Annotated in this window: 23 protein-coding genes and 1 riboswitch; of the genes, 15 read left to right on the plus strand and 8 right to left on the minus strand. The window is 57.0% G+C overall.

The genetic code is table 11. The features are described from left to right. Positions 1–290: 290 nt before the first annotated feature. From A6F49_RS06610 to A6F49_RS06625, 4 genes are all read right to left on the minus strand, one after another. Positions 291–794 (minus strand): MarR family winged helix-turn-helix transcriptional regulator, encoded by a 504-nt coding sequence (locus A6F49_RS06610; RefSeq protein ID WP_052504842.1) that lies wholly within the window; start codon positions 792–794, stop codon positions 291–293. A gap of 225 nt (positions 795–1,019) precedes the next feature. Beyond that, positions 1,020–2,435 carry a thioester domain-containing protein gene (locus tag A6F49_RS06615; protein ID WP_043057771.1) on the minus strand — a complete coding sequence of 472 codons (1,416 nt, stop codon included), beginning with the start codon at positions 2,433–2,435 and terminating at the stop codon, positions 1,020–1,022. A 143-nt stretch (positions 2,436–2,578) separates the two neighbouring features. Further along, complete coding sequence (locus tag A6F49_RS06620) at positions 2,579–4,075, minus strand: MFS transporter (RefSeq protein ID WP_043057770.1); 1,497 nt, start codon at positions 4,073–4,075, stop codon at positions 2,579–2,581. Positions 4,076–4,192: 117 nt separating this feature from the next. Then, complete coding sequence (locus tag A6F49_RS06625) at positions 4,193–5,341, minus strand: glycine cleavage T C-terminal barrel domain-containing protein (protein ID WP_052504840.1); 1,149 nt, start codon at positions 5,339–5,341, stop codon at positions 4,193–4,195. Positions 5,342–5,593: 252 nt separating this feature from the next. Here A6F49_RS06625 and A6F49_RS06630 point away from each other — a divergent pair, with 252 nt between their 5' ends. From A6F49_RS06630 to A6F49_RS18280, 6 genes are all read left to right on the plus strand, one after another. After that, positions 5,594–6,505: a proline dehydrogenase family protein gene (locus tag A6F49_RS06630; RefSeq protein ID WP_043057768.1), complete on the plus strand. Its 912-nt coding sequence runs from the start codon at positions 5,594–5,596 to the stop codon at positions 6,503–6,505. Positions 6,506–6,547: 42 nt separating this feature from the next. Further along, positions 6,548–8,188, plus strand: a complete 1,641-nt coding sequence (pruA, locus tag A6F49_RS06635) for an L-glutamate gamma-semialdehyde dehydrogenase (RefSeq protein WP_235604892.1) — start codon at positions 6,548–6,550, stop codon at positions 8,186–8,188. 80 nt (positions 8,189–8,268) lie between these two features. Beyond that, positions 8,269–8,682: a YchJ family protein gene (locus A6F49_RS18955; protein ID WP_456072988.1), complete on the plus strand. Its 414-nt coding sequence runs from the start codon at positions 8,269–8,271 to the stop codon at positions 8,680–8,682. 4 nt (positions 8,683–8,686) lie between these two features. Beyond that, complete coding sequence (locus A6F49_RS06640) at positions 8,687–9,655, plus strand: asparaginase (RefSeq protein WP_043057767.1); 969 nt, start codon at positions 8,687–8,689, stop codon at positions 9,653–9,655. An 8-nt stretch (positions 9,656–9,663) separates the two neighbouring features. Beyond that, positions 9,664–10,404, plus strand: coding sequence for an SDR family NAD(P)-dependent oxidoreductase (locus A6F49_RS06645; protein ID WP_043057766.1), 741 nt, complete (start codon positions 9,664–9,666; stop codon positions 10,402–10,404). A 58-nt stretch (positions 10,405–10,462) separates the two neighbouring features. Further along, a complete protein-coding gene (locus A6F49_RS18280) occupies positions 10,463–10,633 on the plus strand; it encodes a hypothetical protein (protein ID WP_201120266.1) in 171 nt (56 codons plus the stop codon). A 34-nt stretch (positions 10,634–10,667) separates the two neighbouring features. Here the strand turns inward: A6F49_RS18280 and A6F49_RS06650 are convergent, their stop codons facing one another. After that, complete coding sequence (locus tag A6F49_RS06650; RefSeq protein WP_043057765.1) at positions 10,668–11,777, minus strand: glutathione S-transferase family protein; 1,110 nt, start codon at positions 11,775–11,777, stop codon at positions 10,668–10,670. Positions 11,778–11,789: 12 nt separating this feature from the next. On the opposite strand from A6F49_RS06650, the gene A6F49_RS06655 reads away from it, so the two are divergent. Genes A6F49_RS06655 through A6F49_RS06665 form a run of 3 tightly spaced genes read left to right on the plus strand, consistent with a single transcriptional unit; the run spans position 11,790 to position 13,597 of the window. After that, a complete protein-coding gene (locus A6F49_RS06655) occupies positions 11,790–12,638 on the plus strand; it encodes an MBL fold metallo-hydrolase (protein WP_043057764.1) in 849 nt (282 codons plus the stop codon). 3 nt (positions 12,639–12,641) lie between these two features. After that, a complete protein-coding gene (locus A6F49_RS06660) occupies positions 12,642–13,073 on the plus strand; it encodes a universal stress protein (RefSeq protein WP_052504838.1) in 432 nt (143 codons plus the stop codon). 2 nt (positions 13,074–13,075) lie between these two features. Beyond that, positions 13,076–13,597 (plus strand): O-acetyl-ADP-ribose deacetylase, encoded by a 522-nt coding sequence (locus tag A6F49_RS06665; RefSeq protein ID WP_043057829.1) that lies wholly within the window; start codon positions 13,076–13,078, stop codon positions 13,595–13,597. On the opposite strand, the gene A6F49_RS06670 is transcribed toward A6F49_RS06665, so the two are convergent. After that, complete coding sequence (locus tag A6F49_RS06670; RefSeq protein WP_052504837.1) at positions 13,598–15,202, minus strand: mechanosensitive ion channel domain-containing protein; 1,605 nt, start codon at positions 15,200–15,202, stop codon at positions 13,598–13,600. A gap of 58 nt (positions 15,203–15,260) precedes the next feature. Here A6F49_RS06670 and hisD point away from each other — a divergent pair, with 58 nt between their 5' ends. The 5 genes from hisD to A6F49_RS17690 all read left to right on the plus strand — a co-directional run bounded on the left by hisD (position 15,261) and on the right by A6F49_RS17690 (position 19,266). Then, entirely contained in the window at positions 15,261–16,574 is a 1,314-nt protein-coding gene (gene hisD, locus A6F49_RS06675) for a histidinol dehydrogenase (protein WP_043057763.1), read from the plus strand. Between the two features lie 48 nt (positions 16,575–16,622). Then, a riboswitch (SAM riboswitch) is annotated at positions 16,623–16,746 on the plus strand. Positions 16,747–16,786: 40 nt separating this feature from the next. Further along, positions 16,787–17,320 (plus strand): flavin reductase family protein, encoded by a 534-nt coding sequence (locus A6F49_RS06680; RefSeq protein WP_235604893.1) that lies wholly within the window; start codon positions 16,787–16,789, stop codon positions 17,318–17,320. A gap of 11 nt (positions 17,321–17,331) precedes the next feature. Next, positions 17,332–17,700, plus strand: coding sequence for an RNA-binding S4 domain-containing protein (locus A6F49_RS06685; protein ID WP_043057761.1), 369 nt, complete (start codon positions 17,332–17,334; stop codon positions 17,698–17,700). Between the two features lie 307 nt (positions 17,701–18,007). After that, a complete protein-coding gene (locus tag A6F49_RS06690) occupies positions 18,008–18,223 on the plus strand; it encodes a cold shock domain-containing protein (protein WP_043057760.1) in 216 nt (71 codons plus the stop codon). Then, on the plus strand, positions 18,220–19,266 hold the full coding sequence (locus tag A6F49_RS17690; RefSeq protein WP_150119415.1) for a hypothetical protein: 1,047 nt from the start codon (positions 18,220–18,222) through the stop codon (positions 19,264–19,266). The genes A6F49_RS06690 and A6F49_RS17690 overlap by 4 nt, the downstream gene beginning before the upstream one ends. Here A6F49_RS17690 and A6F49_RS06700 read toward each other — a convergent pair. Then, a complete protein-coding gene (locus A6F49_RS06700; RefSeq protein WP_043057758.1) occupies positions 19,263–20,528 on the minus strand; it encodes an MFS transporter in 1,266 nt (421 codons plus the stop codon). The genes A6F49_RS17690 and A6F49_RS06700 overlap by 4 nt on opposite strands. Positions 20,529–20,706: 178 nt before the next feature. Here A6F49_RS06700 and A6F49_RS06705 point away from each other — a divergent pair, with 178 nt between their 5' ends. Beyond that, positions 20,707–21,186: a MarR family winged helix-turn-helix transcriptional regulator gene (locus tag A6F49_RS06705; protein WP_052504836.1), complete on the plus strand. Its 480-nt coding sequence runs from the start codon at positions 20,707–20,709 to the stop codon at positions 21,184–21,186. 56 nt (positions 21,187–21,242) lie between these two features. On the opposite strand, the gene A6F49_RS06710 is transcribed toward A6F49_RS06705, so the two are convergent. Next, the gene (locus A6F49_RS06710) at positions 21,243–22,100 is read right to left on the minus strand and encodes a M23 family metallopeptidase (protein ID WP_052504835.1); all 858 of its coding nucleotides are present in this window, start codon (positions 22,098–22,100) and stop codon (positions 21,243–21,245) included. Positions 22,101–22,162 lie beyond the last annotated feature (62 nt).

Genomic DNA, 22,162 nt, shown 5'->3' on the forward strand with positions numbered 1-22,162 from the left:
CCGCGCTCTTACTGCGACCTTCTCGAAGGAATACCAGGCTGGGTGAGAACCAACCGAAGTGCCCTTTATATCGCTAGGGTGAAGACGGTGAGTCCCTATCGATGCAAAGCATCAAAAGAGAGCCATATTTCGGTTGTCACGCACGCGCTCCGTTGCCATCTCCGAGTCATGGTTGGACCAGATTAGGCACAGTGCGGACAACAACCCCACAGTTTAGTATGACTAGATTGTTTAATCAAACCAGAACATGGGGCGTGCTCCCGCAGCGCTGCGGGAGCATACAGGAGACGCTACACGGAGAAGAGCCAGTGGTTTGGCTCATTTTTACGCAGCATGCTGTCCAGGAGACCGGTCACTTGACGAAGCTCTTCCGGTGACAGCGACTGCAATACCCGAGTCTCTACAGACTGACGATAGATCTCGCGAATACCATCAACAAGATACCGGCCCTCTTCGGTCAGCTCGGCAACGGTAACCCGTTTGTCTTCCTCAGATAGACGGCGGGTCAGTAATTGGCGGCCTTCCAGTTTCCGGGCGACATGCGACAGGCGAGACAATGATGAGTTACATCTGGTCGCCAATTGCGTCATGCTCATGGCCCCTTCGATTGACGAGAGGTGTTCAAGCACCTGGTACTCGAAGAAGCTGAGTTTTCCAGCTTTTTGGAGGTCACGTTCGAGTTCAGGGAGCACACCCATGTAGACCGCGACGACTCGGTGCCAGAAATCTAGTTCTTCCGAGGTCCACAGTGCGGCCTTATAATCTCGCTCGTCAATGTCATATGCTGCAGTCAAAACCAGGTCCCTTCTAGCTATCTTCGAAAGCTTTCGTCTATCAGCGCTTGAAGGTCACAGGCTTGTTGCTTTCAAGGCGCTCATTGTCGTTCGTTTTCGAATACTGGAACGCTTGGTCACGATGACTTCAGCACTCCAATTCAATGATTGCCTTTACGTTAATGTTAAATTTCCCGTTTTCTGCATTTTGGGTTCGACTTCACCCTCAAAATCACCCGGGCCGCACTAGGCCCGCCTCCGTCGCAGTCGATTGACCAATGTCAAGATACCTCCTACGGCGATTGTGCCAAGCGCTACCAGCACATTTCGTGTTTGGTGGGCGCCAGTTTCGGCCAGTTCTTCTGCAGGAGCCTCATCTACCCGGACTGTGCCTTCGGTTTCAATAGCGTCTCTGGCTGCCTGCGATGGCGCTGGTGTTTGTGTGGTTTTCTCGACAGCCACGTTGAGTGTGTTCGACTGACTGTCATGGTGTTCTTGCACCGGGGCGTTGGTCACCGTTTGCGCTGCAGGCGCGCTTGGTTCAGCAATGACGTCGTCGACTTGAGGCGTCTGCTCTACTCCGTTCTCTGTCGGCGGCGTTGTGATTGGCGGTTCCGGGATTCCGGGTTGTTCCCAGTGCAATGCGAGATCAGTGGTGGCACTATCTGAGGTCTGGTCGACCACCACGATGGTTTGGAAGCGGCGATCTGGCGCAGGCTCGGGAATGATGAGGCGGCCGGTATACCCGTATTCTGTCGACTCTGCAGCCAGCTGCACACTGCCAGATGTGGCATCTGCGGGCACGTGCACCCAGAGTTCCTCAACTGCCACCGGTGTCGTGACGTCGATGCGTTGTCCTTGCGGATCTAATAGCGTGACATCGTCCGGTGAGATATCGGCGGTGGTTTCTAGGTGGAGGTTGACGTGCTCCGATGAGCTATTGATGATCACCGGTCCTAAAATGTGGTCTGCTTCGGCGGTCTTGGATTCCAGTACCGCCTCGGGCGCGTTGACGTCCGCGGTGCTGGCATCGGTGAGCGTGACGCTGGCCTGTAATTCTTGCTCGGTGAGCCCGGTGTTATCTTCGCCGGTGAGATAGTCAAAGATCTTTTGGACGTTTTCGTCAGACGTGTCTCTCAGACTGGCGGCGTTGCCTGGCGTTGGTTCAACGGTCAGGTCACCGTCGGAGACAAAATCATCGGTATAAAACCAGATGGCAGCCTGTGTGGCAGCGATGGCTTCGGGTTCAGTCAGCGCGCTCGACGATGTGCGTTCTTCCAACTCGCCCAAGGAGAGTGCCGGATAGGAATTGTGCAGAATCCACGCCACGGCTTCCCGCACCTGTGGGTTAGTTTTGAAATGATTATCTCCAGTAAAACCATCCCACCCGGTGACTGCTGCTTGATGGTCAGGGGATGCGGCTCGAACCCAATATTCAATACAGTAGGCAAGAATAGATTCCCCATCGACGGTGACTGATCGTAGGGTTGGGGCGACATCATTGACGGTCAACCCTCGTTGATATTCCTGCTCTGGTCCCATCACCGCATGAATTTCATGTTCCACCTCATCACTCTGACTAGCCTGGGCTGGGGCAGCACCCAACGGGGCACTCATCGACAGTGTGACCGTGGCTAACGATGCCAAAAACGTGTGTTTCAACGTGTCTCCTCAACTCTGGTGGACTGCCTAATGCAGTCTGATGTGAGTTCGAGACTATGGAACCTGAGGAATAGACACGCCAGGAAAGACCATCATCTGTGGATAACTCGACGACGTCGTTCGGGGGGTGACAGCGGGCTTGCTTAGGAGCTGACGGTTGCGGCAGCCTGTTCAACCAGTTGCTTGCTGCGAGCGCGGTGGTCGATTCCAGCAAAGATCAGCGCCACCAGCGAGAATAATATGAGCACGGCCATTGCCATCTGGAAAGCGTATGCATATGTGGCAACGCTCGCCGGATCGGTGGGGTCAGGTAAACCAGAGGCATCACGCGGCACAGCGACGACTAATGCGTAGAAGATGGCTGAACCTACCGCGATGCCGATCGCGTTGCCCAGACGCTGGCCGACTTGCTGGAAGGAACCCGCGACACCACCCTGGGTGACCGGAACATCCATGAGGGTGCGCATTTGGTTTGCGGCCATAATGAATCCCGGCCCAACACCAGCTATTGCCAACACGATGGCCATAGCCAACGGGTTGTGCTCCGGTGGGACGAGCACAGCGATGGCCACCAGTCCAATCAGGGCCGCGATAAAGATAATGAAACCCCAGATGATGAGGCTGGTGGCATGCCGGAACGTGTATTTCCCAACGACCGCCGCGACAATCGCAGAAACGACGGCGTATGGCACGGTGATCAGTCCAACGACCACTGGATCGTGGCCGAGCCCCTGTTGATTGAACAGGGTCATGACCAAAAACATTGCAGGCATCGCCGCAAACCATAGGGTAGTAATAATGACGCCGTTGCGGTATGAGGAGAAACTAAACAGTGTGAAATCCAAAACGGGACTTTTCCCCGCGGCACGGTAACGGTTTTCCCATCGCACAAACAACACGGCTGTGATGGTGCCCAGACCAAGAAACGCCCAGCGAATGGGATGATCTCCTGAACCTGTTGTCAGCACGAATGGCAGCATGACAAATAACACGCTGACGGCCATCAGCACCACGCCCACGAGATCAAGATCGGCGCGTCCGTCACGTGGTTGTGCTGCGGGGATGAGCCATAGTGCCAGTGGAAGAACCACCAGCACGAGTGGAACATTCATCCCAAAAGTCCATCGCCAGCCCAGTTCAGAGCCAAAACCTCCCAGGAAGAGTCCTCCGACCGTTGGCCCGAATGCTGTCCCCAGGCCGATGGCGGCTCCAAGGATTCCGAAGGCTTGACCGCGGGCTTGGCCGTGAAATGTTGATTGGATCAGGCCCAACACTTGGGGCATAAGGATCCCTGCTGCGATCCCTTGCAGGATGCGAGCAATGACCAATAGGCTGGCGGTCGGAGCTAAGGCTGAACCCAGAGACGCAATGGCGAAGATGACCAGTCCAATCATGAACATCGCTTTGCGATTCCACTGGTCCCCGAGTCGTCCCGCGGGTACAAGGGCGATACCGAATGCCAAAACGTAACCAGCAACGACTAATCCTGTTTGGGTAGGTGTTGCCTGCAGCGTCTCCTCTAATGGAGTCAACACCACATTGACCTTGACCACGTCAAGGATGGTTAGCACCGCTACAGAGGCGGTCACGGCAAAGGCGATCCACGGGGAACGGCTATGGCGGGGTTGTTGGACAGTCACAACGACAGGCTAGCCTATCTAGCAGTCCAGGGGTATGGTCCTGCAGACCAGCAGACTGGTCATATCGCTGTTGAAGACGTTATAACCAGCGCTCGGCCCGCAGGCCAAGGCCGAGCGTTAGCCTTGGTAGCCCAGAAATGGTTTCTCTACGACGGTGGCTGTCTCCATTCCGTGTCGTGTTTCGACCTGCAAGGTGATGTCGTTATCTGAACAATCCACCGGAACCATGGCGAAGCCGATGTTCTTTTCTAATCGTGGCGAATAGCAGGCAGAGCTGACATATCCGATTTCCGTACCGTTACGGTGGACAGGGAATACTTCAGGCATGGATCCGTCGATATAAGACCCCACCGATGGCCCACTGATTTCCACGCCCACGAGTTTCCGATCGACGCCTTTGTCGCGGATTTCTTTGAGCGCTGCTTGACCAATGAATGACGCTTCTTGATCGATTTCATCGAGCCATGGATAGTGGAATAACACTTCGAATGGGTTGGTATCCAAATCCATGTCTGCATCGTAGGACAGGATGCCGCCTTCGATCCGGCTAATATGCACCGGTCCGGTAACGCGCATACCGTGTGGTTGGCCTGCCTCATAAACAGTTTCCCACAGTTTGTCGGCGTCGCGTTTGGCGTTTTCTAGGTAGATCTCGTAACCAGCAACGTTAGTAAATCCCGTTCTCGACACGACCACGTCCATGCCATCAAGTTCGTAGCGCTTCGACCAGTATCGACGCATGTCTTTGATCGAATCGTCGAATAAATCCACCATGACATCCAGGGCCTTTTGCCCTTGAACTTGTACGGGGCTGATATCTGCTTCCTGGACGTGGACGTCCATGCCAGACCAGTGAGCACATGCGTAGGCCCAGACCAGCAGGGTGGATTCCGCTGTGGAGAACCAGAAGCGTTGATCATCGACCCGCAGTAACACCGGATCAGAGATAATCCCACCGTCGGCTTTGGTGATCAAAGCGTATTTGCCCTGGTCGACTTTCAAATCACTCAGATCGCGCATGGTGAGCATATTCGAAAATTCCCAGGCATCTGGCCCGGTAATTTCGACCTGTCGTTCCGCACCTACATCCCAGAGGGTGACGTCGTTGACAAGCGTCCAATATTCTTTGATCGGGTCGCCATAACGGCGCGGATGATATTGGTGGTTGACCACGCTGTACGCTTCAACCCCGTGCCGTCCTGATGCATGAAAATACGGGGATTTGCGCAGCCTGGTATACAGCAGAATTTCTGGGTGCCAATTCATGGTGTACCTCCTCCTCGTTGAGGGGCAGAGCCCTTCGGCCATAACACATTGTGGCGGGCACCACAATGTAGCGTCAGCCTAGCTTTCGCCATCGGTCTATGCAATAGGATTCAATTCCCTTATCTCTCTTGCCGTGAGTTGGCACCTGGGCTAGCGTGAAGCTACATCGAGAGTTGTGAAACAAATCACTCAAATTTTTCGGTTTCGAAGTGGACTCACACTCTTATATCGGAAGTGAGACCAGGAGGCGACATGCCGAATCGGTTATTGCTCAAGGCCGCACAAAGCAAACAGCTTGAATCGTTTACCACGCGCAACCGTTTCACTCGCCCGGTGGTGCACCGGTATGTGGCCGGATATACGGTGCAAGATGCCTGGAATATCGCAGCAGAGCTCAAGGCTGACGGTATCGATGTCAGCCTGGATTTTTTGGGTGAGTCCGTTGAGGATCTCGCCCAGGTTCCAGATGCAATCCGTGAGTATCGTACAGCGATGGAGCGTTTGGCAGAGGTATCCCCCGGGGCGACCATTTCAGTGAAACTTTCCCAACTGGGCGTACTGATTGATCCGCAGCAGTGTGCCGAACATCTTGAAGACCTCTTACACACCGCAGCCGAATACAACATCGGCGTCGAACTGGATATGGAACACAGCAGTGCGGGCCGACCGACCTTGGAGATTTTTCGGCAATTTTTGCCACGGTTCCCGCGGTTGCGTCAGGCGTTTCAGTCCTATTTGCGCTCCACGTTGGCGGATTTGGCGTCCTTTGACGACGTACAACCCTGTATCCGGTTGGTCAAAGGCGCATTTGATGAGCCGGTGACTTTAGCATTCCAAGACGCCGCCGAAGTGACCAACCAGTATAAGTATCTGTCTGCCTGGGCTCTGCAGCATCTTCCGGATCCAGCATTTGGTACACACGATGAAAGCTGTATCAGTTACGTGATCTATCTGGCCAAAGAGTTGAACATTGCGCCGTCGGATTTTGAATTTCAAATGCTCTACGGCATCCGGCGTGACCGACAGCGCGAACTCGCCCAGCAGGGATACCGAGTTCGGGTGTATCTGCCCTATGGGGCCCAGTGGTATCCGTATCTGATGCGGCGGATGGCGGAACGTCCGGCGAATCTTATGCTCTTCTTGCGCTCGGCTATCGGCAAATAACTGGCCGCGTGGCGTCATCCAGGCGGCCGAAAGGAGCAGGCAATGTGGCCTCGTGTCAGCATGACCGGAAACTTCCGGGTCCCCAAGCCCGTCAATGAACCACCGTTAGACTATGCACCGGGTTCGGCCGAAGCCAAAGCGGTCACAGCACGGATTGCTGAATTGTCCGAGCAGGTATTGCAGCTGCCGCATGTCATCGCCGGGCAGCGGGTGATGAGCGACATAACCACCCCGGTGGGGTCACCGCATGATCACCAACGAGTCATCGCACAATTATCAACCGCAACCCAGGCCATTGTCCCTGATGCCATTGAGGCTGCCCTAGCAGTGCGGGAGCGGTGGGCGGCAACCCCGTGGTGGGATCGGGCAGCAATATTCTTGCGTGCAGCAGACCTGGCCGCTGGAAAATATCGCACCGAATTAGTCTCCACGACAATGCTGGGCCAGTCGAAAACCTTTCACCAGGCCGAGATTGATGCGTCGTGTGAGACCGCGGATTTTTTCCGGTACAACGCCTATAACGCCCAGCAGATCTATACCGACCAGCCCCAGGCGCTGCAGGGCGATACCACCTATTTGGATCAGCGCCCCCTTGAGGGATTCGTCCTGGCCATGACGCCGTTCAATTTCACCGCGATAGCCTCCAACCTCCCCACCACGGCGGCACTGATGGGCAATGTGGTGGTGTGGAAACCATCAGAAAAATCGGCCTATGGCAACGCGGTGCTCATGGATCTCCTCGAAGAAGCCGGGCTGCCGCCGGGGGTCATCAACCTTGTCCACGGCTCAGGCCAGCTGGTGTCCGACGTCGCCATGGCCCACCGGGATTTCGCAGGGTTATCGTTTACCGGATCTGCCCGGGTGTTTCGAGACCTGTGGCAAAAGGCTGGCAATACTATCCACGCCCAGCGCGCCTTCCCACGGCTGGTTGGGGAAACCGGTGGCAAGAACGCCGTCGTCGTCCACCCATCTGCCGATGCCACTGCCGTACGCGTGGCACTGATCCGTGGCGCGTTTGAGTATCAAGGACAAAAATGTTCCGCCGCATCGAGGGCCTATCTGCCCAGAACACTGTGGGAGCAGCTCAAAGACGAACTGATAGCCACCACCGAGTCGTTGACCGTTGGGGACGTGGCCCGCCACGAAACATTTCTGGGCGCGGTCATTGATCAGACCGCCCTGCGGCGGCTGCAACGCGTCATTGAAGAAGCCAAAGCCTCCGACACCCACCAGGTGCTGGCTGGCGGAAGCGTCGACGATAGGACCGGCTGGTTTGTGCGCCCCACGATTCTTCAAACCACTGACCCGCATGCCGCTACCTTGCGCGACGAGTTTTTCGGTCCGCTACTCACCGTCTATGTGTATGACGACGATTGGGACCAGACCTTAGAGTTGGTGGATTCCGCAACGGATTATGCGCTGACGCTGTCAATCTTTGCCCGTGACCAGCTGGCCATCGCCCAAGCATTAGACCGGTTGCGCTACGCGGCGGGCATGACCTATATCAACGATAAACCCACCGGAGCGCTCATGGGACAGGTGTCCTTTGGCGGGGCACGAGCTTCCGGTACGAACGATAAAACGGGGTCTCGTTTGGCGCTGCAGCGGTGGATCAGCGGCCGGTTTATTCGCGAAAACTACTCCCCCGCCTTAGATTGGCGCTACCCGTACCTGCGCGAGTAATGCCTGCAAGTGCTCCTGGCACCGACTAAGGTAGCTGCGATAGCCCACACCAGGGCACCACGGTGGAGTGAAAGGCAGCGATGACCATATCCCAAGATGATCCGTGTCCGTGTGGCACTGGAGAATTATTCCAACACTGCTGCCAACCTTTTCTAACAGGTGCAGCAGCCCCGGAAACAGCCGAGGCGTTGATGCGCTCGCGGTATACGGCTTTTGTTGTGGGCGATGACGCCTACCTGGCGGCCAGTTGGCATTCGGCCACGCGCCCGGAGGATCCTTCGGCTCCAAGAGGCATCGACTGGCGCCGGCTACGCATTCGCGACACCGTGGCTGGCGGCCCAACCGATCAAACCGGCGAGGTCGAGTTCGTCGCCCACTTCCGTTCTACCGAGGGCCCCGGGATTTCCTGCACGAACGTTCCCGGTTTACACGCGAAGCTGGTCGCTGGGTCTACGTTGACGGAGAGCTTTTCTAACCGGTCCCCTTTACAATAGCTTCATGAGCAATGTGCATGTAATAGGTACCGGCGGCACAATCGCGTCCCGGGCTGACGTCGGTGGTTCAGTGGTCGCGGACTCGGCCAACGAGGTGCTGGATACCACGGGCCTGGACACCACGGTCACCACCGAAGACGTGTTACATATTAACTCCTTCCATCTCACGTTTGCTGATCTGCTGAAGATCCGCGCCGCCGTCGCACAAGCTACCCACGACCCGAATATCGACGGGATAGTTATTACCCACGGCACCGACACCATGGAAGAAACCGGGTTCTTTTTATCCCTGCTGCACGACTCCGATAAACCAGTTGTGCTCACCGGCGCCCAACGTGCTGCCGATCTGCCAAATACCGACGGCCCAGAAAATCTCCGACAGGCCATCCTGGCTGCGGGATCTGCCAAGCTGCGCGGCGCCGGCGTCGTCGTGGGTTTTGACTCGCAATTTCATGCGGCCCGGCGCACCCGCAAACACCACACGCTGGCCACCTCCACCTTTTGGGGCGGCACGCTGATCGCCGAGTTTTATCACGACGAGGTTACCCGCCTGGCATCCCCGGTGACCTACCCAGCCCTTGATGAGCCCACCGATCGTTTTGCCAACCTGAACATCCCCGTCATCGATGCTGCACCGTCCACGGATGCGGCCTTATTTTATGCGGCCCTGGAATACGGCGTCGACGGGGTGGTTCTGCAGGGTGTCGGCGCTGGCAATGCCCCTCCAGCATTCACCGACGCCGTCAAAACCGCCGTGGATGCCGGGGTACCGGTCGTGTTGTCCACCCGGGTGCCCAGTGGCCCGGTGGCACCCATCTATGGCAATGGTGGGGCGGTTACATTGTTGGGCGCAGGCGCTATGAGCGCGAATCAACTCAATACGTATCAGGCGCGCATTGCCTTGGGCGTACTGGTGTCTCAATCCCTGCCGGATGCCTCACTGCGCGCTCAGTTCGCTGATCAAACTCGCTAAGGAACACGATGAATACCGCTCAACAACAGCTCAAGATCGTCGATCATCTCAAGGCGCTGGCCGTGTCCAATAAGCCTGTTGTGGTGGTCACGGGTGCCACCGGCGGTATTGGCCGGGCAATCGTGGAGGAACTCGTTGGCGACTATGCGATTGTGGCGCAGGGGCGTGACGAGGCCCGGTTGTTGACCCTGTCGCGGTTGGGCGAAGAAATCTATCCGGTGCAGTGCGATCTGGTCAACACCGACGAGTTCGCCACCACCTTCGGGCTGTTGCCGCGAGTCGATGCCCTGCTCAATGTCGCTGCCATTGCACCTCGGTTAGCCTTCGACGACGCCACTGCGGCCGTCTGGTCTGAGGTCATGCACCTCAATGTCACCGTGCCTTCCGAACTGACCCGCACATTATTGCCCCAGCTGCAGGAATCCACCGGAACCGTGGTGTTCTTGGGATCGGGCGCCTCGCGGACGACGTCGCCAAATAACGTCGTCTATGCGGCGTCAAAGCACGCACTGCAGGCACTAGCCGATGGGATCCGCCTGCGCACCGAGGCCGACCGGATGCGGGTCGCAACGATCGCGCCGGGATATGTGGATACCCCGATGATTGCCTGGGACGACGATTACCCGCTGCTCCTGCCCGATACGCTCATCAAGCCTTCAACGGTGGCCCGAACCGTTCGGCACGTGATCGAAGCACCCTCGGATACGCAAATCACTGAGGTCTGGATTCGACCCCGCACCGAGGCCTAAGAAAAACCTTGGCCTGGCATTGCGACATGCCATCCGGGGGCCGTTATCTATACACCCGATGGGCGGTTATGATCTGGGCCAGGCTTTTGCCGGTTCAGTCAACCACTTCTGGCACGCCGATCAGTCGCAGATCTATCACCCTCTGGAGCGCCAACGGGTGAAACTGCCATTTTGGGCGCGGCTATTTTTGTGGGTGACCACGGTGACGACGCCGCCCAGCGGCTGCTAACTCACAGCCGAACATGACGGCGCCGCCATCCGTCCTAAACCTTGCTGGCGTAGAGCGGGTTGTTTGCCGGGTCCACTCCTTCACCCTGGCGAACCGGGCCCGGGGCGGTGCCGTCACCAAATGGTGAGCCGCCCAGGTCTTCGCGGCCGTGGTCGCTCAGCCACTGGGTCAGCACCGGGCCCTTGGGCACAATGCCGGTGGGGTTAATATCGTGGTGGACAATGTAGTAGTGGTCTTTGACCTGTTGGAAGTCCACGGTGTCGCCGAAGCCCGGGGTCTGGAACAGATCGCGCGCGTAGGCCCACAGTGCCGGGAATTCGATGAGTTTATTGCGGTTGCATTTGAAGTGACCGTGATAGGCGGGGTCAAAACGCACCAGCGTGGTGAATAAGCGAACATCAGCTTCGGTGATGTGTTCACCCATCAGATAGCGCCGGGTGGTCAAACGTTCTTCTAGCCAGTCCATTGCGGTGAAGAGGCGGTCAAAGGCGTCGTCGTAGGCTTCTTGCGAGCCGGCGAATCCGGCGCGGTAGACACCATTATTCACCTCGGTGAACACACGTTTGATGACGTCGAACATCTCATCAAGGTGTTCTTCGGGCAGCAGGTTTGGTGCGCCGTCGCGGTGAAATGCCGTCCACTCGGTGGAAAAGTCCAGGGTGATCTGCGGGTAATCATTGGTGACCACACCGCCGGTTGGGATATCCACAATGGCCGGTACGGTGATGCCGCGGGGATAATCCGGGAAGCGTGTGAAATAGTTTTGCTGCAGTCGTTCGGTTCCCAGTACCGGGTCGACGCCGTTGGGATCCAGATCAAAAGTCCAGGAGTTGGCATCGTGGGTGGGGCCCGGGGTACCCAGGGAAATAGCATCTTCTAATCCCAGCAGTCGGCGCACGATGATGGTGCGGTTGGCCCACGGGCATGCGCTGGCGGCAACCAGACGGTAGCGCCCGGCCTCGACCGGCCAGGCTTCAGCACCTTCGGTCAGACCGGTGGTGAGTGTTCCGATGGTGTTGTATTCATAATGGTCAGCGGCCCGATGGGCTTGAGGGTCGGCGACAATGCGGTCATTGATGTAGTTTGTATCGCGAGTAAAGGGTTTGCCGGGTGTGGAGTATCCAGAATTGGTCGAAGAGTCCATAGACTTCAATATATGAGTTCATCCAGCACCGTGGCTAGTAGCCAGTTCACAACCCGAATAACCCAGGACAATCCCTCCGGGATGACACTTAGCGGCACAAACACGTATATCATCGCCGCCCCCGGGGCTGATACGGCGGTGATCGTAGACCCTGGTTTCGCTACCGGCGCCGCCGAACACGCCGATGCGGTCAGCAAAGTGCTGGGCGGTCGCGCCGTCGATGCCATATTGATCACCCACCATCACCTAGACCACACAGGTGCCCTTCCAACCTTTCTTAAGCGCTTTGACGCTCCGGTTCGGGCAGCTGATGAACACTGGTGCCGAGATGCGCTGCCCCTGGTGAATGGCGAGGTCCTCACCGGTGGCGGGACCCGGATCCGGGCGGTGGCCACACCGGGCCACACCTCAGATTCCATGTCATTTTTTATCCCCGCGGATAATGCCGCACCACACCCTGGCGGGACCGTACTGACCGGGGACACGATCCTGGGCGAAGGCACCACCATGCTGGACTACCCCGACGGCACGCTTGCGCAATACTTTGAGTCACTGGCCACCTTGGCGGCATTAGAAGGTGCCGGGCGTCAGGTTGCCGTACTGCCGGCCCATGGTCCGACCCTTGCCTCGGTTGCGCGAACCGCACAAGAGTATCGCGAACACCGGCTGGAACGCGTCGATCAGGTAAGCGAGCTGATCACCGGACAGCCTCCCATCTTGACGCCGGTGGACTGGGAATCGGTGGTCGTCCACGATCTGTCGATGCGCCTGTACCCCAACCTGCCCGATGTGGTCCGGGGCCCCGCCATGAAAACCCTGGCAGCAACTCTGGACTATGTACTTCACAACTCCAAGGATTAATACATGACCATTATTGTGGGATACACCGAGTCAGAACCATCACGCGCAGCCCTAAATTTCGGGTTGGACCTCGCCGAGAAACTGTCCATGAAGGTGGTCGTCGTCAATGCCGGCCCGGGTGCCGAACGGCGCTCCGAATCAGAACTAACCCGGGCTGAAACCGAACAGCTGGAACACTACCTGTCGCGCTTTACCGTGCCCACGGAATTACGCAAATACTCACGGGGCCGCTCAACCGCCGATGAGTTTAAAGACGTCGTCGCCGAACTCAATCCCTATGCGGTGGTCATCGGAGCGGCAAAACGTTCTGGTTTTACCAAGTTCATGATGGGATCCGTCGCCGACGAACTGCTGCGCGAGCTGCCCGTTCCCGTCATGTCGGTCAAGGTTCCCGAAACCTCTGTGACGAAGCGTGACAAGCACGACAAGGAGTAGGTATGGAGCTGGTTGTTCAACGTGGAGACATCACAACCGTAGAGGTTGATGCAATCGTCAATGCGGCTAACTCCACATTATTAGGTGGCGGTGGTGTAGACGGCGCCATCCACCGTGCAGGCGGACCCGAAATCCTCGAGGCGACCAAAGCTCTGCGCGCATCCGAGTTGCCCGATGGGCTGCCAACCGGTGATGCAGTGGCCACCACAGCCGGCAGGCTGCCCGCCCGCTGGGTCATTCACACCGTGGGCCCGGTCTATGCAAAAACCAAGGATCGTCGCCACCTGCTGGTCAGCTGTTACCGGCGCTGCCTCGAGGTCGCGGACGAACTTGGTGCGAACTCGGTTGCCTTTCCTACCATTTCCGCCGGGGTCTACGGGTGGCCCCACGACGACGCCGTAGCCGTAGCGGTCGACACCGTACGTTCCATGGCCTTGGCGGTTGCTGTAGAAAAGGTCGTATTTGTGCCGTTTTCCGAAACGATGGAAACGCTTTACAACGACCAGCTTGCCAAAGAAGCCTAATTAGTCATCTTCACGACGGCGACGTTCGTCATCGGAATGTTCCTCGTCGTCGTCCCGACGTTCTTGTTCTACGACGTCAAGTTCGCTGGTGTGCTGCGCACGGCTACGGTAGGCCTCTTCACCGGGGCCTGCCATATCGGCACTGCGTTCAATGGCCGAGACTGATCCGGTGTACATCGACCCGTCCTCGGAAGGTTTGGTTAGCGGCACCGATGAGGTGTCCGGTCCGGTGGGTGCCAGGTCCTCGTGCGACGTCGGCCGTTTGATCGTCGGAATCGAACCGAGTTCAACCGGCGGTTCAGCCTTATTTCGTTGCACCCGTTCATGATCAACGCTCGGTACTGAGTTCATATCCCAGCGGCTGCTGCGATGTGCTGGCTCCTTGGCACGTTTGCGTTGACTAGGCTCACGGTCGGGTTGCTGTTCAGCTACCTCAGCGGCAGGTTCCTCAACGCTGGGTTCTGGTGGGGCCTGTTCGACACGCAGGATATTCATTGCATGCGGATGTTCCTCAGAGATGAACTTGATGAAGTCCTCGCGCACCAGGCACTGCAGATCCCACAGCTCACCGGCGTTGCGAGCCGATACGGCCACGCGCAGGGTCGCACGATCATTGGCAATATCAAGCACCTGAATCTTGGCGTCGCGACCGTCCCACAGATCCGAGGATTCCACCAGCGCGCGCAACCGGGCACGCAATGCGTCAACCGGTACCCGCCAGTCGACTTGGAAGTCGATCCCGGCAGAGATCTCGGTCCCCACACGCGTGTAGTTCTCAAACGGGGTGGTGGTGAAGTATGACGACGGATATATGATGCGCCGTCCATCCCAAATTTTCAGGACCACATAGGACATCGTGATGTCTTCGATGGTGCCGTAGTAATCGTCCATCACAACGACGTCGCCCACGCGAATCGCGTCGGTAAAGGCCAACTGCATACCAGCAAAAACGTTGGTCAAAGTGGTCTGGACCGCCAGTGCGGCAACCACCGAAATCAAACCGGCCGAGGCCAACAGACCGGCACCAAGAGCGCGGACCTGTGGAATCGCCAGCAAGATGGCCGCGATGGCAATCACGATAATGATCGCGTGCAGGACGCGTTTAATGAGCTGCATCTGGGTCTTGATGCGCCGTCCGCGGCGATCTTCGGTGGTCACCTCATCATAGCGAACTTCCACACGATACTCGACCACGTTCACCACGCGCAGCGCTAACCAGGCGAAACCGGATGCCGTGCCGATCAGTAATAAGAATGCCAGCAGGTCGTACATGGCGATGTCGCGGCCGGACAGTTCCAGCCCAATACGGGCGCCGAGGAACGCCATGGCAGTAAAGGTGGGTACCAGAAGTATTTTCAGATGCGACAAAAAGCGTTTGCGGGTGCGTAAGAAGAATCGCACCATCAGCGCCACCACGGCGGTGAGTATGAGTCCCGCAAGCACCCCGATGGCGATGTTCAGTGAGACGCCAAAAACAGGGCCTAGCGATTCTATATTTTCTAATGCCGAGTTCTGCACATCTTCGGGGACGGCTTCTTCCATATTGGGTAGTGAAGGCACCTCGGTCGGCTCAGCCGGGGCCTCTTGGGTTTCTAGTCGCAACATAGGCTCCATTCTGACAACGAGATCTGAACTAAACCTGGAAACCGCTAGACTAACAGGCATGCTTCACATCACCGATTTGCGCAACACGACCTACGATCCTGCAACCGTGATGCCGCGGGCAAAACTCGAAATTTCTGATGCCTCAGTCATCGTGGAACCCATCCTTGACAAGGTCAAAAACGGTGGTGCCGAAGCAGTGCTGGAGTTGACCGAACAGTTCGATAAGGTTCGCCCGGCAAGCCTTCAGGTACCGGCTGCAGCCCTCGACCAGGCACTGGTCGAGCTTGATGACGATGTTCGCGCAGCGCTGGAAGAATCCATCCGCCGTGCCCGTGCCGTGCACGCTGCCCAGTTGCCACCGAATTCTGTCGTGCCGCTCGGTGACGGCGCCGCAGTAGAAAACCACTGGGTTCCCATCCAGCGTGTTGGTCTGTATGTGCCGGGCGGTCGGGCCGTGTACCCGTCGTCGGTCATTATGAATGTCGTGCCGGCCCAAGCCGCCGGAGTCCCGGGAATTGCGATTACGTCTCCCCCACAGGCCGACTTCAATGGTCTCCCCCACCCCACGATTTTGGCCGCATGCAAATTATTAGGAATCGAAGAGGTCTATGCCACCGGTGGCGCTCAGGCCATTGCGATGCTGGCGCTGGGCGTTGATGATGCCGACGGCAATCAAGTCTGTGCCCCAGTGGATCTGATCACCGGGCCGGGAAATGTGTACGTCGCTGCAGCAAAACAAGCGTTCTTCGGTCAGGTCGGTATCGATGCGGTTGCCGGGCCTTCTGAAATTCTGGTGTTGGCTGATGAGACCGCCAACCCAGCCTGGGTTGCCGCCGACCTCATCTCCCAGTCGGAACATGATCCATTAGCGGCCTCAGTACTGGTGACCACCTCGATGGATTTTGCAGAATCCGTGGTCGCGCAGATTGAGGCGCAAGTTCCTGGTGCCGTATTGGAAGATCAGATCCGCGAGGCTCTGACCGGACAGCAGTCGGGCGCCCTGGTGGTTGACACCATGGATGAAGCCATTGCGGTCACCAATGCTATTGCCACTGAGCACCTGGAAATCCAAACCTCGGACAATGACGCCGTGCTGGCCAACATTACCCATGCCGGTGCGATCTTCATGGGGCCCTACGCTCCGGTGCCGCTGGGTGATTATTCGGCAGGCTCCAACCACGTGTTGCCGACCTCGGGTACCGCGCGATTCTCCTCTGGACTCAACACCGTCTCCTTCCTACGGCTGCAACAGCGCATTCGCTACGACGAAACCGGTCTGCAATCGCTTTCAGAGGGCATTCAAACTCTGGCCGCATCCGAAGGTCTGCATGCCCACGCAGCAGCTATTGCTCAGAGATTTAACGGAATGTGACAATCTGCACTGTCGCTGTCATCCGAAATAGGTTAGTCTATTTTGCAGAATCACGAGTTCTTACCGCACCGTAGCCCTGGCTGGTAAGACGGCAACCCTCCCACGTTGTAGTGGGGTGCCCCAGGTGATGATTCGGCCTCACGGACCACCCCGTGTCGGGCAAGTACAGCGTTCGAGCGCATATTCGGGCGCAAAACCTTAAAGGCATGATTGTGACAACTACTTTGCAAGCCCACCTGCAGACCACTACTCAACTTTCCAATGACCTCTCCCCACTGTCGCTGCGCGGTGCTTTTGGACAATTTCCTTCCGGTGTTGCCGCACTGGCTGCTTACTCACACGACGGCGTAGCGCAGGGCATGGTCGCCTCCTCATTCACCGTTGGCGTTTCGCTGGAACCACCATTGGTGTCTGTTGCCGTGCAAAACACCTCGACCACCTGGCCACTATTGCGTGAAACCAACCGGATTGGCGTTTCCATCCTCGGTGAAGGTCAAGGAACGATTGCCCGTCAGATGGCTGCCAAGGGTAGCGATCGCTTCGATGGTCTCAACATCGAAACCAATAGTGATGCGATCTTCGTCGCTGAATCAGCACTGTGGTTGGAAACCTCGATCTACGGTGAATTCCCAGCAGGCGACCACGTGGTAGCACTACTCGAGGTACATAATCTCGCTGATTTCACCGACGTGCACGAACCATTGGTCTTCCACAAATCCCAGTTCCGTAATATTCGAGACCACTAGCACTGCATCGTATGGATTTTGTTCGCGTTGACATTTGGTTGCATTCGGTTCGGTTATTCAAAGCCCGTTCCGCCGCCAATACTGCGGTCAAAGGCGGCAAAATCAAGATTGATGGAGAAACGGTCAAACCCTCACATAAGTTACGGGTAGGGCAAACCGTGACATTTCGTGAGCCTGGACGTGAGCGCATTATTGAAGTCACCGGACTCATCAATAAACGCGTCGGGCATCCGATCGCCATCAAACAATACAAGGACCACTCTCCAGAGCCTGTTGCACGCCATCTCTTAGCCGTGCCTCGGCGTGAGCGCGGGGCAGGTCGACCTACTAAAAAACAACGTCGCGAGCTGGATCGACTCCGCGGATACACCAACCGATAAAGCGTCCAGGAACTTCCCAGCTAACGTTCGGACAATTTAAAACAAGGTTCCTTAGACTGTAGTTACCTCTTCAAGGTGCGAGTGATGTTGTAATCCCGCCGCCCGATGATCCCCTTTCATCAGGCGGCGGGATTTTTCATACCGCAAGACAGCCACCTTTGATCACAAACGGTGGTCTTTTCGCGGATCTAGGTCTATTTGTTCACATCTAGTTTTATAAAACGCGCTGTTTCCAGTAGCCTAATCCGTGGTGGCCACTATGCTGCGCTACAGTGCCCCTGCCGAGATAAGGAACGAGAGCTGACCCATGTCCGATCGCCAGACCGGAACCGTCAAATGGTTTAACGTCGAAAAGGGCTTCGGTTTCATCATCCCAGACGACGCGAGGGACGATATCTTCGTCCACCACACGGGCATCGAACAGGAAGGGTTCCGGCGGCTCGATGAAGGGCAGCTCGTCGAATTCAGCGTCACGAACAGCGAACGAGGCCTCATCGCCCAGAAGGTTACCACCTTGTCATGAGATTTCCCGCACGCGTGGGAGTTGCTATAACCGCAGGTCTACTGGCCTGCGGTGCAGTCCCTGCCGCCCACGCTGCAACGACGTCATCAACAGCTCAGCCGCCTGCCGGTGAGGCTCAGCAGGAGACACAATCCAGCTCACTGAAAATGTCCTGCCAGCTCAGTGTAGACAGTGCCGAGGTGACTATTACTTTCTCCCCTGAGGTTCCTTTCGATGAGCTCACAGTGTCAGTAGATGATCAAGCTGTGGCGCCTCAAGAGATCCACGACAACTCGGTGGTCCTGGAGCCACCAGAATCTGGCGGCACAGCAACGCTTGAACTCTGGGAAAACGAGTCACTCACCGGCGAATGTGACAAGACCATACCTCCGGCCACAACCGAACCAACGCCGTCAGAATCTCCCGAGCCTTCAGATACAGCCGATCCGACACCGACTGAATCTGACAGCGCGCCTCCATCGACGAGTCCCACACCAAAGCCTACGACGCCGACGTCCCCTACTACTACACCGACCGAAGAAACGCCTACCAAGTCGTCAACCCTCACGCCAAGCTCGTCGTCGCCCAGTGCAACGTCCAGCGATTCACCAAGGTCTACCAGGCCAACGGCTCGACCAAGGAACAGGCCACAAGGCTCAGCTCAGCGACCGCATGCGCCTGTACAACAGCAGCCTGAGCACATCGGCCCACGCATCATTCGCCAATTCTCAAATGACCCACGATACCTGCTGCACCAATTACTTGGCATTCCTGGACAAACTCGTTCCGAGCTCATCATGCCTCGTCCCCGCAACGACGACCAGGGACCGCCAGATTTAGAAACCCTGCCGCCAGTATCTGAAGATGAACTCGAAGCGATCAAGGCACGACTCACCGCTCCTCATCGCGCAGACCAACCATCAGGGAACCACGTGGCCACCGCTGACGAGCAGGCATCGAATCAGACCTCAACGTGGCTATGGCTGCTCTCAAGCTTTATCGTGGTAGCTGTGCTGGGCGGCGTGACGTTTTGGTTGCTGAAACGCCGTCAACATAATCTTTAGCTCACCGGTGGATTTGGGCCAGTCCGTTTATTGATCAACCGCTCAGCGCCTGATATGCCCAGGATCGCACACGCGAACCAAATGCCTCCGGCCGGGCCGACCGGGCCTGCAACCACACTTGCGGCAATCGGCAGGACGACCTGTCCAATGCGATTGCCCATCAGCCGCAGCGCGAGTGCAGTGCCGCGCCAGGACCGAGGGACGGCCTGAGAGATCATGGTCATGGTCAAGGGCTGTCCCACGCCCAGGGTAAAACCGCCAATGGTCATGCAGACAAATGCGGTTGCTATCCCCACCGGCCCCAGGCCAAGCACTGCGGGCACCACGGCAATAACTGCGGCGGATACGATCAGTGACACCAGGACCAACGTATTTCGGGAATAGCGTGCAGATAATGTCCGGATAAATATTCTTGACAGGACGGATGTTGCGCCACGAGTGGCTAGCAGGGCACCGATGATCATCGGTGAGACGCCAACTGATTCGCCAACCAGCGGCATGAATGCCACCAGGATATCCAGGATGGCCAGCAGCGCCAGGGCCGCCAGCATGTGCGAAGCAATCCCGGGCAGACGCAGAATATTCATTGCCGAGGGTTTCGTTCCAGCCTCGACTGTCACAAGATCTTGGGTCGCCGTTGGGGGTGGTGGCTGTGTGGAGCGCAGGATATACAGGACCGGCACTGCGATAAGCGAGGTGATCGCCCCGACCCACAGCGCCAGGTTGATACTGAAGGATAAGTCAGCCCCACCAGCTTGAGCCTGGGCCAGGGAACTACCACCCAAGATGAATCCCGAAAGCAGCGGCCCTAACATTTGTCCGACAGAAAACGAGGCAGTAAACCACCCAAAGTTAGCATCCATCTGGGTGGCTTTCGACCGTCTGGCGACCATGCTCTGGCCGCCAATCGTAAACATCAGGTGCCCGACACCCAGCACAGCCGATGCAACCATCAGGTGGACCACACTGTTGGTCACCGCTAGATAGGCCGCCCCGGCCGCCAGGATGAGCACGCCCAGGGCAACAAAGTTGCGGGGTGAACGCAGTCGCGCCTGGAGCCGACCAAAAGGTAGTGCAACAAATAGCGGTAGCAACGCATAAGCTGCGGTCGCCAAACCAATTTCGGTTTCGCCCCAACCCAGCAGGATGAGCTTATAACTGGTGACGGGCCGAACCAGGTTTGCTGTCGTCTGGGTCAACACACCGGCGGCCACCATCAGCCATAACCAACCGGGCAGCGGAGTTCTGGAGCGTTTCGTCATAGGTTGCGAAGAAGTTTCCTTTTATATAACCGCGGCCGGAACCGACCGACGATATCCTTGGACCAGACTACCAAGCACTTATTCGATAACGCGCTGTCATACACAATGTGCAAGCCGACGGCACGGCAAATAAAGCGCAGGATAGTTCAAGTATTGATCGCCATCGATGGAGAGCAGCATGCACGCATCATTTCGACCGTCGGATCACCGAGCTCGGGCTGCACTGGTCGCCGCACAATCATCAGCCTTGGGTCGACAACTCTTCTTCGCCTTATCGCAGGTCGAATACGAGCTTCGGACGAAAATGCAATTGGCCCTCGAACAGGTAGGGCTCGACGTTAGGCAATACACCACGCTGGCCTATATCGCAGGAGGTCATACGCCGACCCAGCTGGAGTTAGGCCAGATTTTGCATCTTGACCCATCCCAGGTTGTGACCCTGACGAAGGGCTTAGCAGAACGCGGGCTGCTGGTACGACAAACTGTGCCAGCGGATCGACGTGCACACGCGCTCGGAATCACTACCGAAGGCAAGGTGCTGTATCAGCAGGCTGCGGCATTGGTTCAGCAGGTCGAGGAGGCGCTGACTGCCTCGTTGTCACGCCGTGACCGCAGTGCTTTGAAAAACTCATTGGATCGAATGCTTCCGCTGTCTTAAATGTTTGTGGTCAGGTCCCCAACGGAACCTGACCACAAACTTATAAAGCTTAGAGACTACTGCGCGCTAGAAGCAGTGTGGAGGCGCTTTTCGCCACCATTAGAGTCTGATGGCAAGTAGTATTCGGGATCAACCCATTTGCCGTTAATCTGGATTTCATAGTGAATGTGGGGACCGGTCGAGTTACCTGTGGAACCTGCAAGGGCAACGGTCTGTCCCTGAGAAACGGTGTCGCCAACGCTCACTTTGAACTGCGAGTTGTGACTGTAGGCGGTGGTTACCCCATTGCCGTGATCGATTTCTACACGGTTTCCGCCGGTGCTGTGCACGCCTGCAAAGGTAACCGTACCGGCCTCGGTTGCTTTGACTGGTGTGCCGGTTGGGACCGGGAAGTCGGTTCCAACGTGGAACTGTGAGCCGGCACCGGTTGGGTTGCCACGCATCCCGAAGGTAGAAGAAGTCCGGGTTGAGTCAGCAGGAAAGATCATCTGCAGATTACCTGGCAGTGATTTCAACGACCCATTATGTGTGTTCTGGGCTTCTGCCACGGCCAATTGTCCGGCTGCGACGTCGCCTTCGCCTTCTTGGTAGAGACGACCGAGACCAACCTGAGAGGCAGCCATCTCGTTGGTCATCTTGGCGACAACGCGCTCGTCGCCGCCCGAGATAGCAGCCGGGATGACAGTGGTCTGTCGGGGTGCTGCTTCGAGAACAGATTCGTTACTACCGGCATGCGCGGTGTCACCGAAAGCCAATAGGTTGCCGTCCGTAACAGTGTTACCACCGAATGTCACGGCCGCCGAAGAGACGGCAACTGCAACGCCTGCCGTAATGACGGTGGCTTTGCGTCCGTTCTTCTTTTTAGCAGCTGCTTCGCGCAGCGCTCGGCGAGATGGGTATTCAGAAACTGTCATAAAAGCTGGTCACCAAGAAAGGGGAAATTTGAATTGCCTGTTACATAGTAGCGTTATCATTT

This window comes from Enteractinococcus helveticum (assembly GCF_001657475.1).
Classification (GTDB): domain Bacteria; phylum Actinomycetota; class Actinomycetes; order Actinomycetales; family Micrococcaceae; genus Yaniella; species Yaniella helvetica.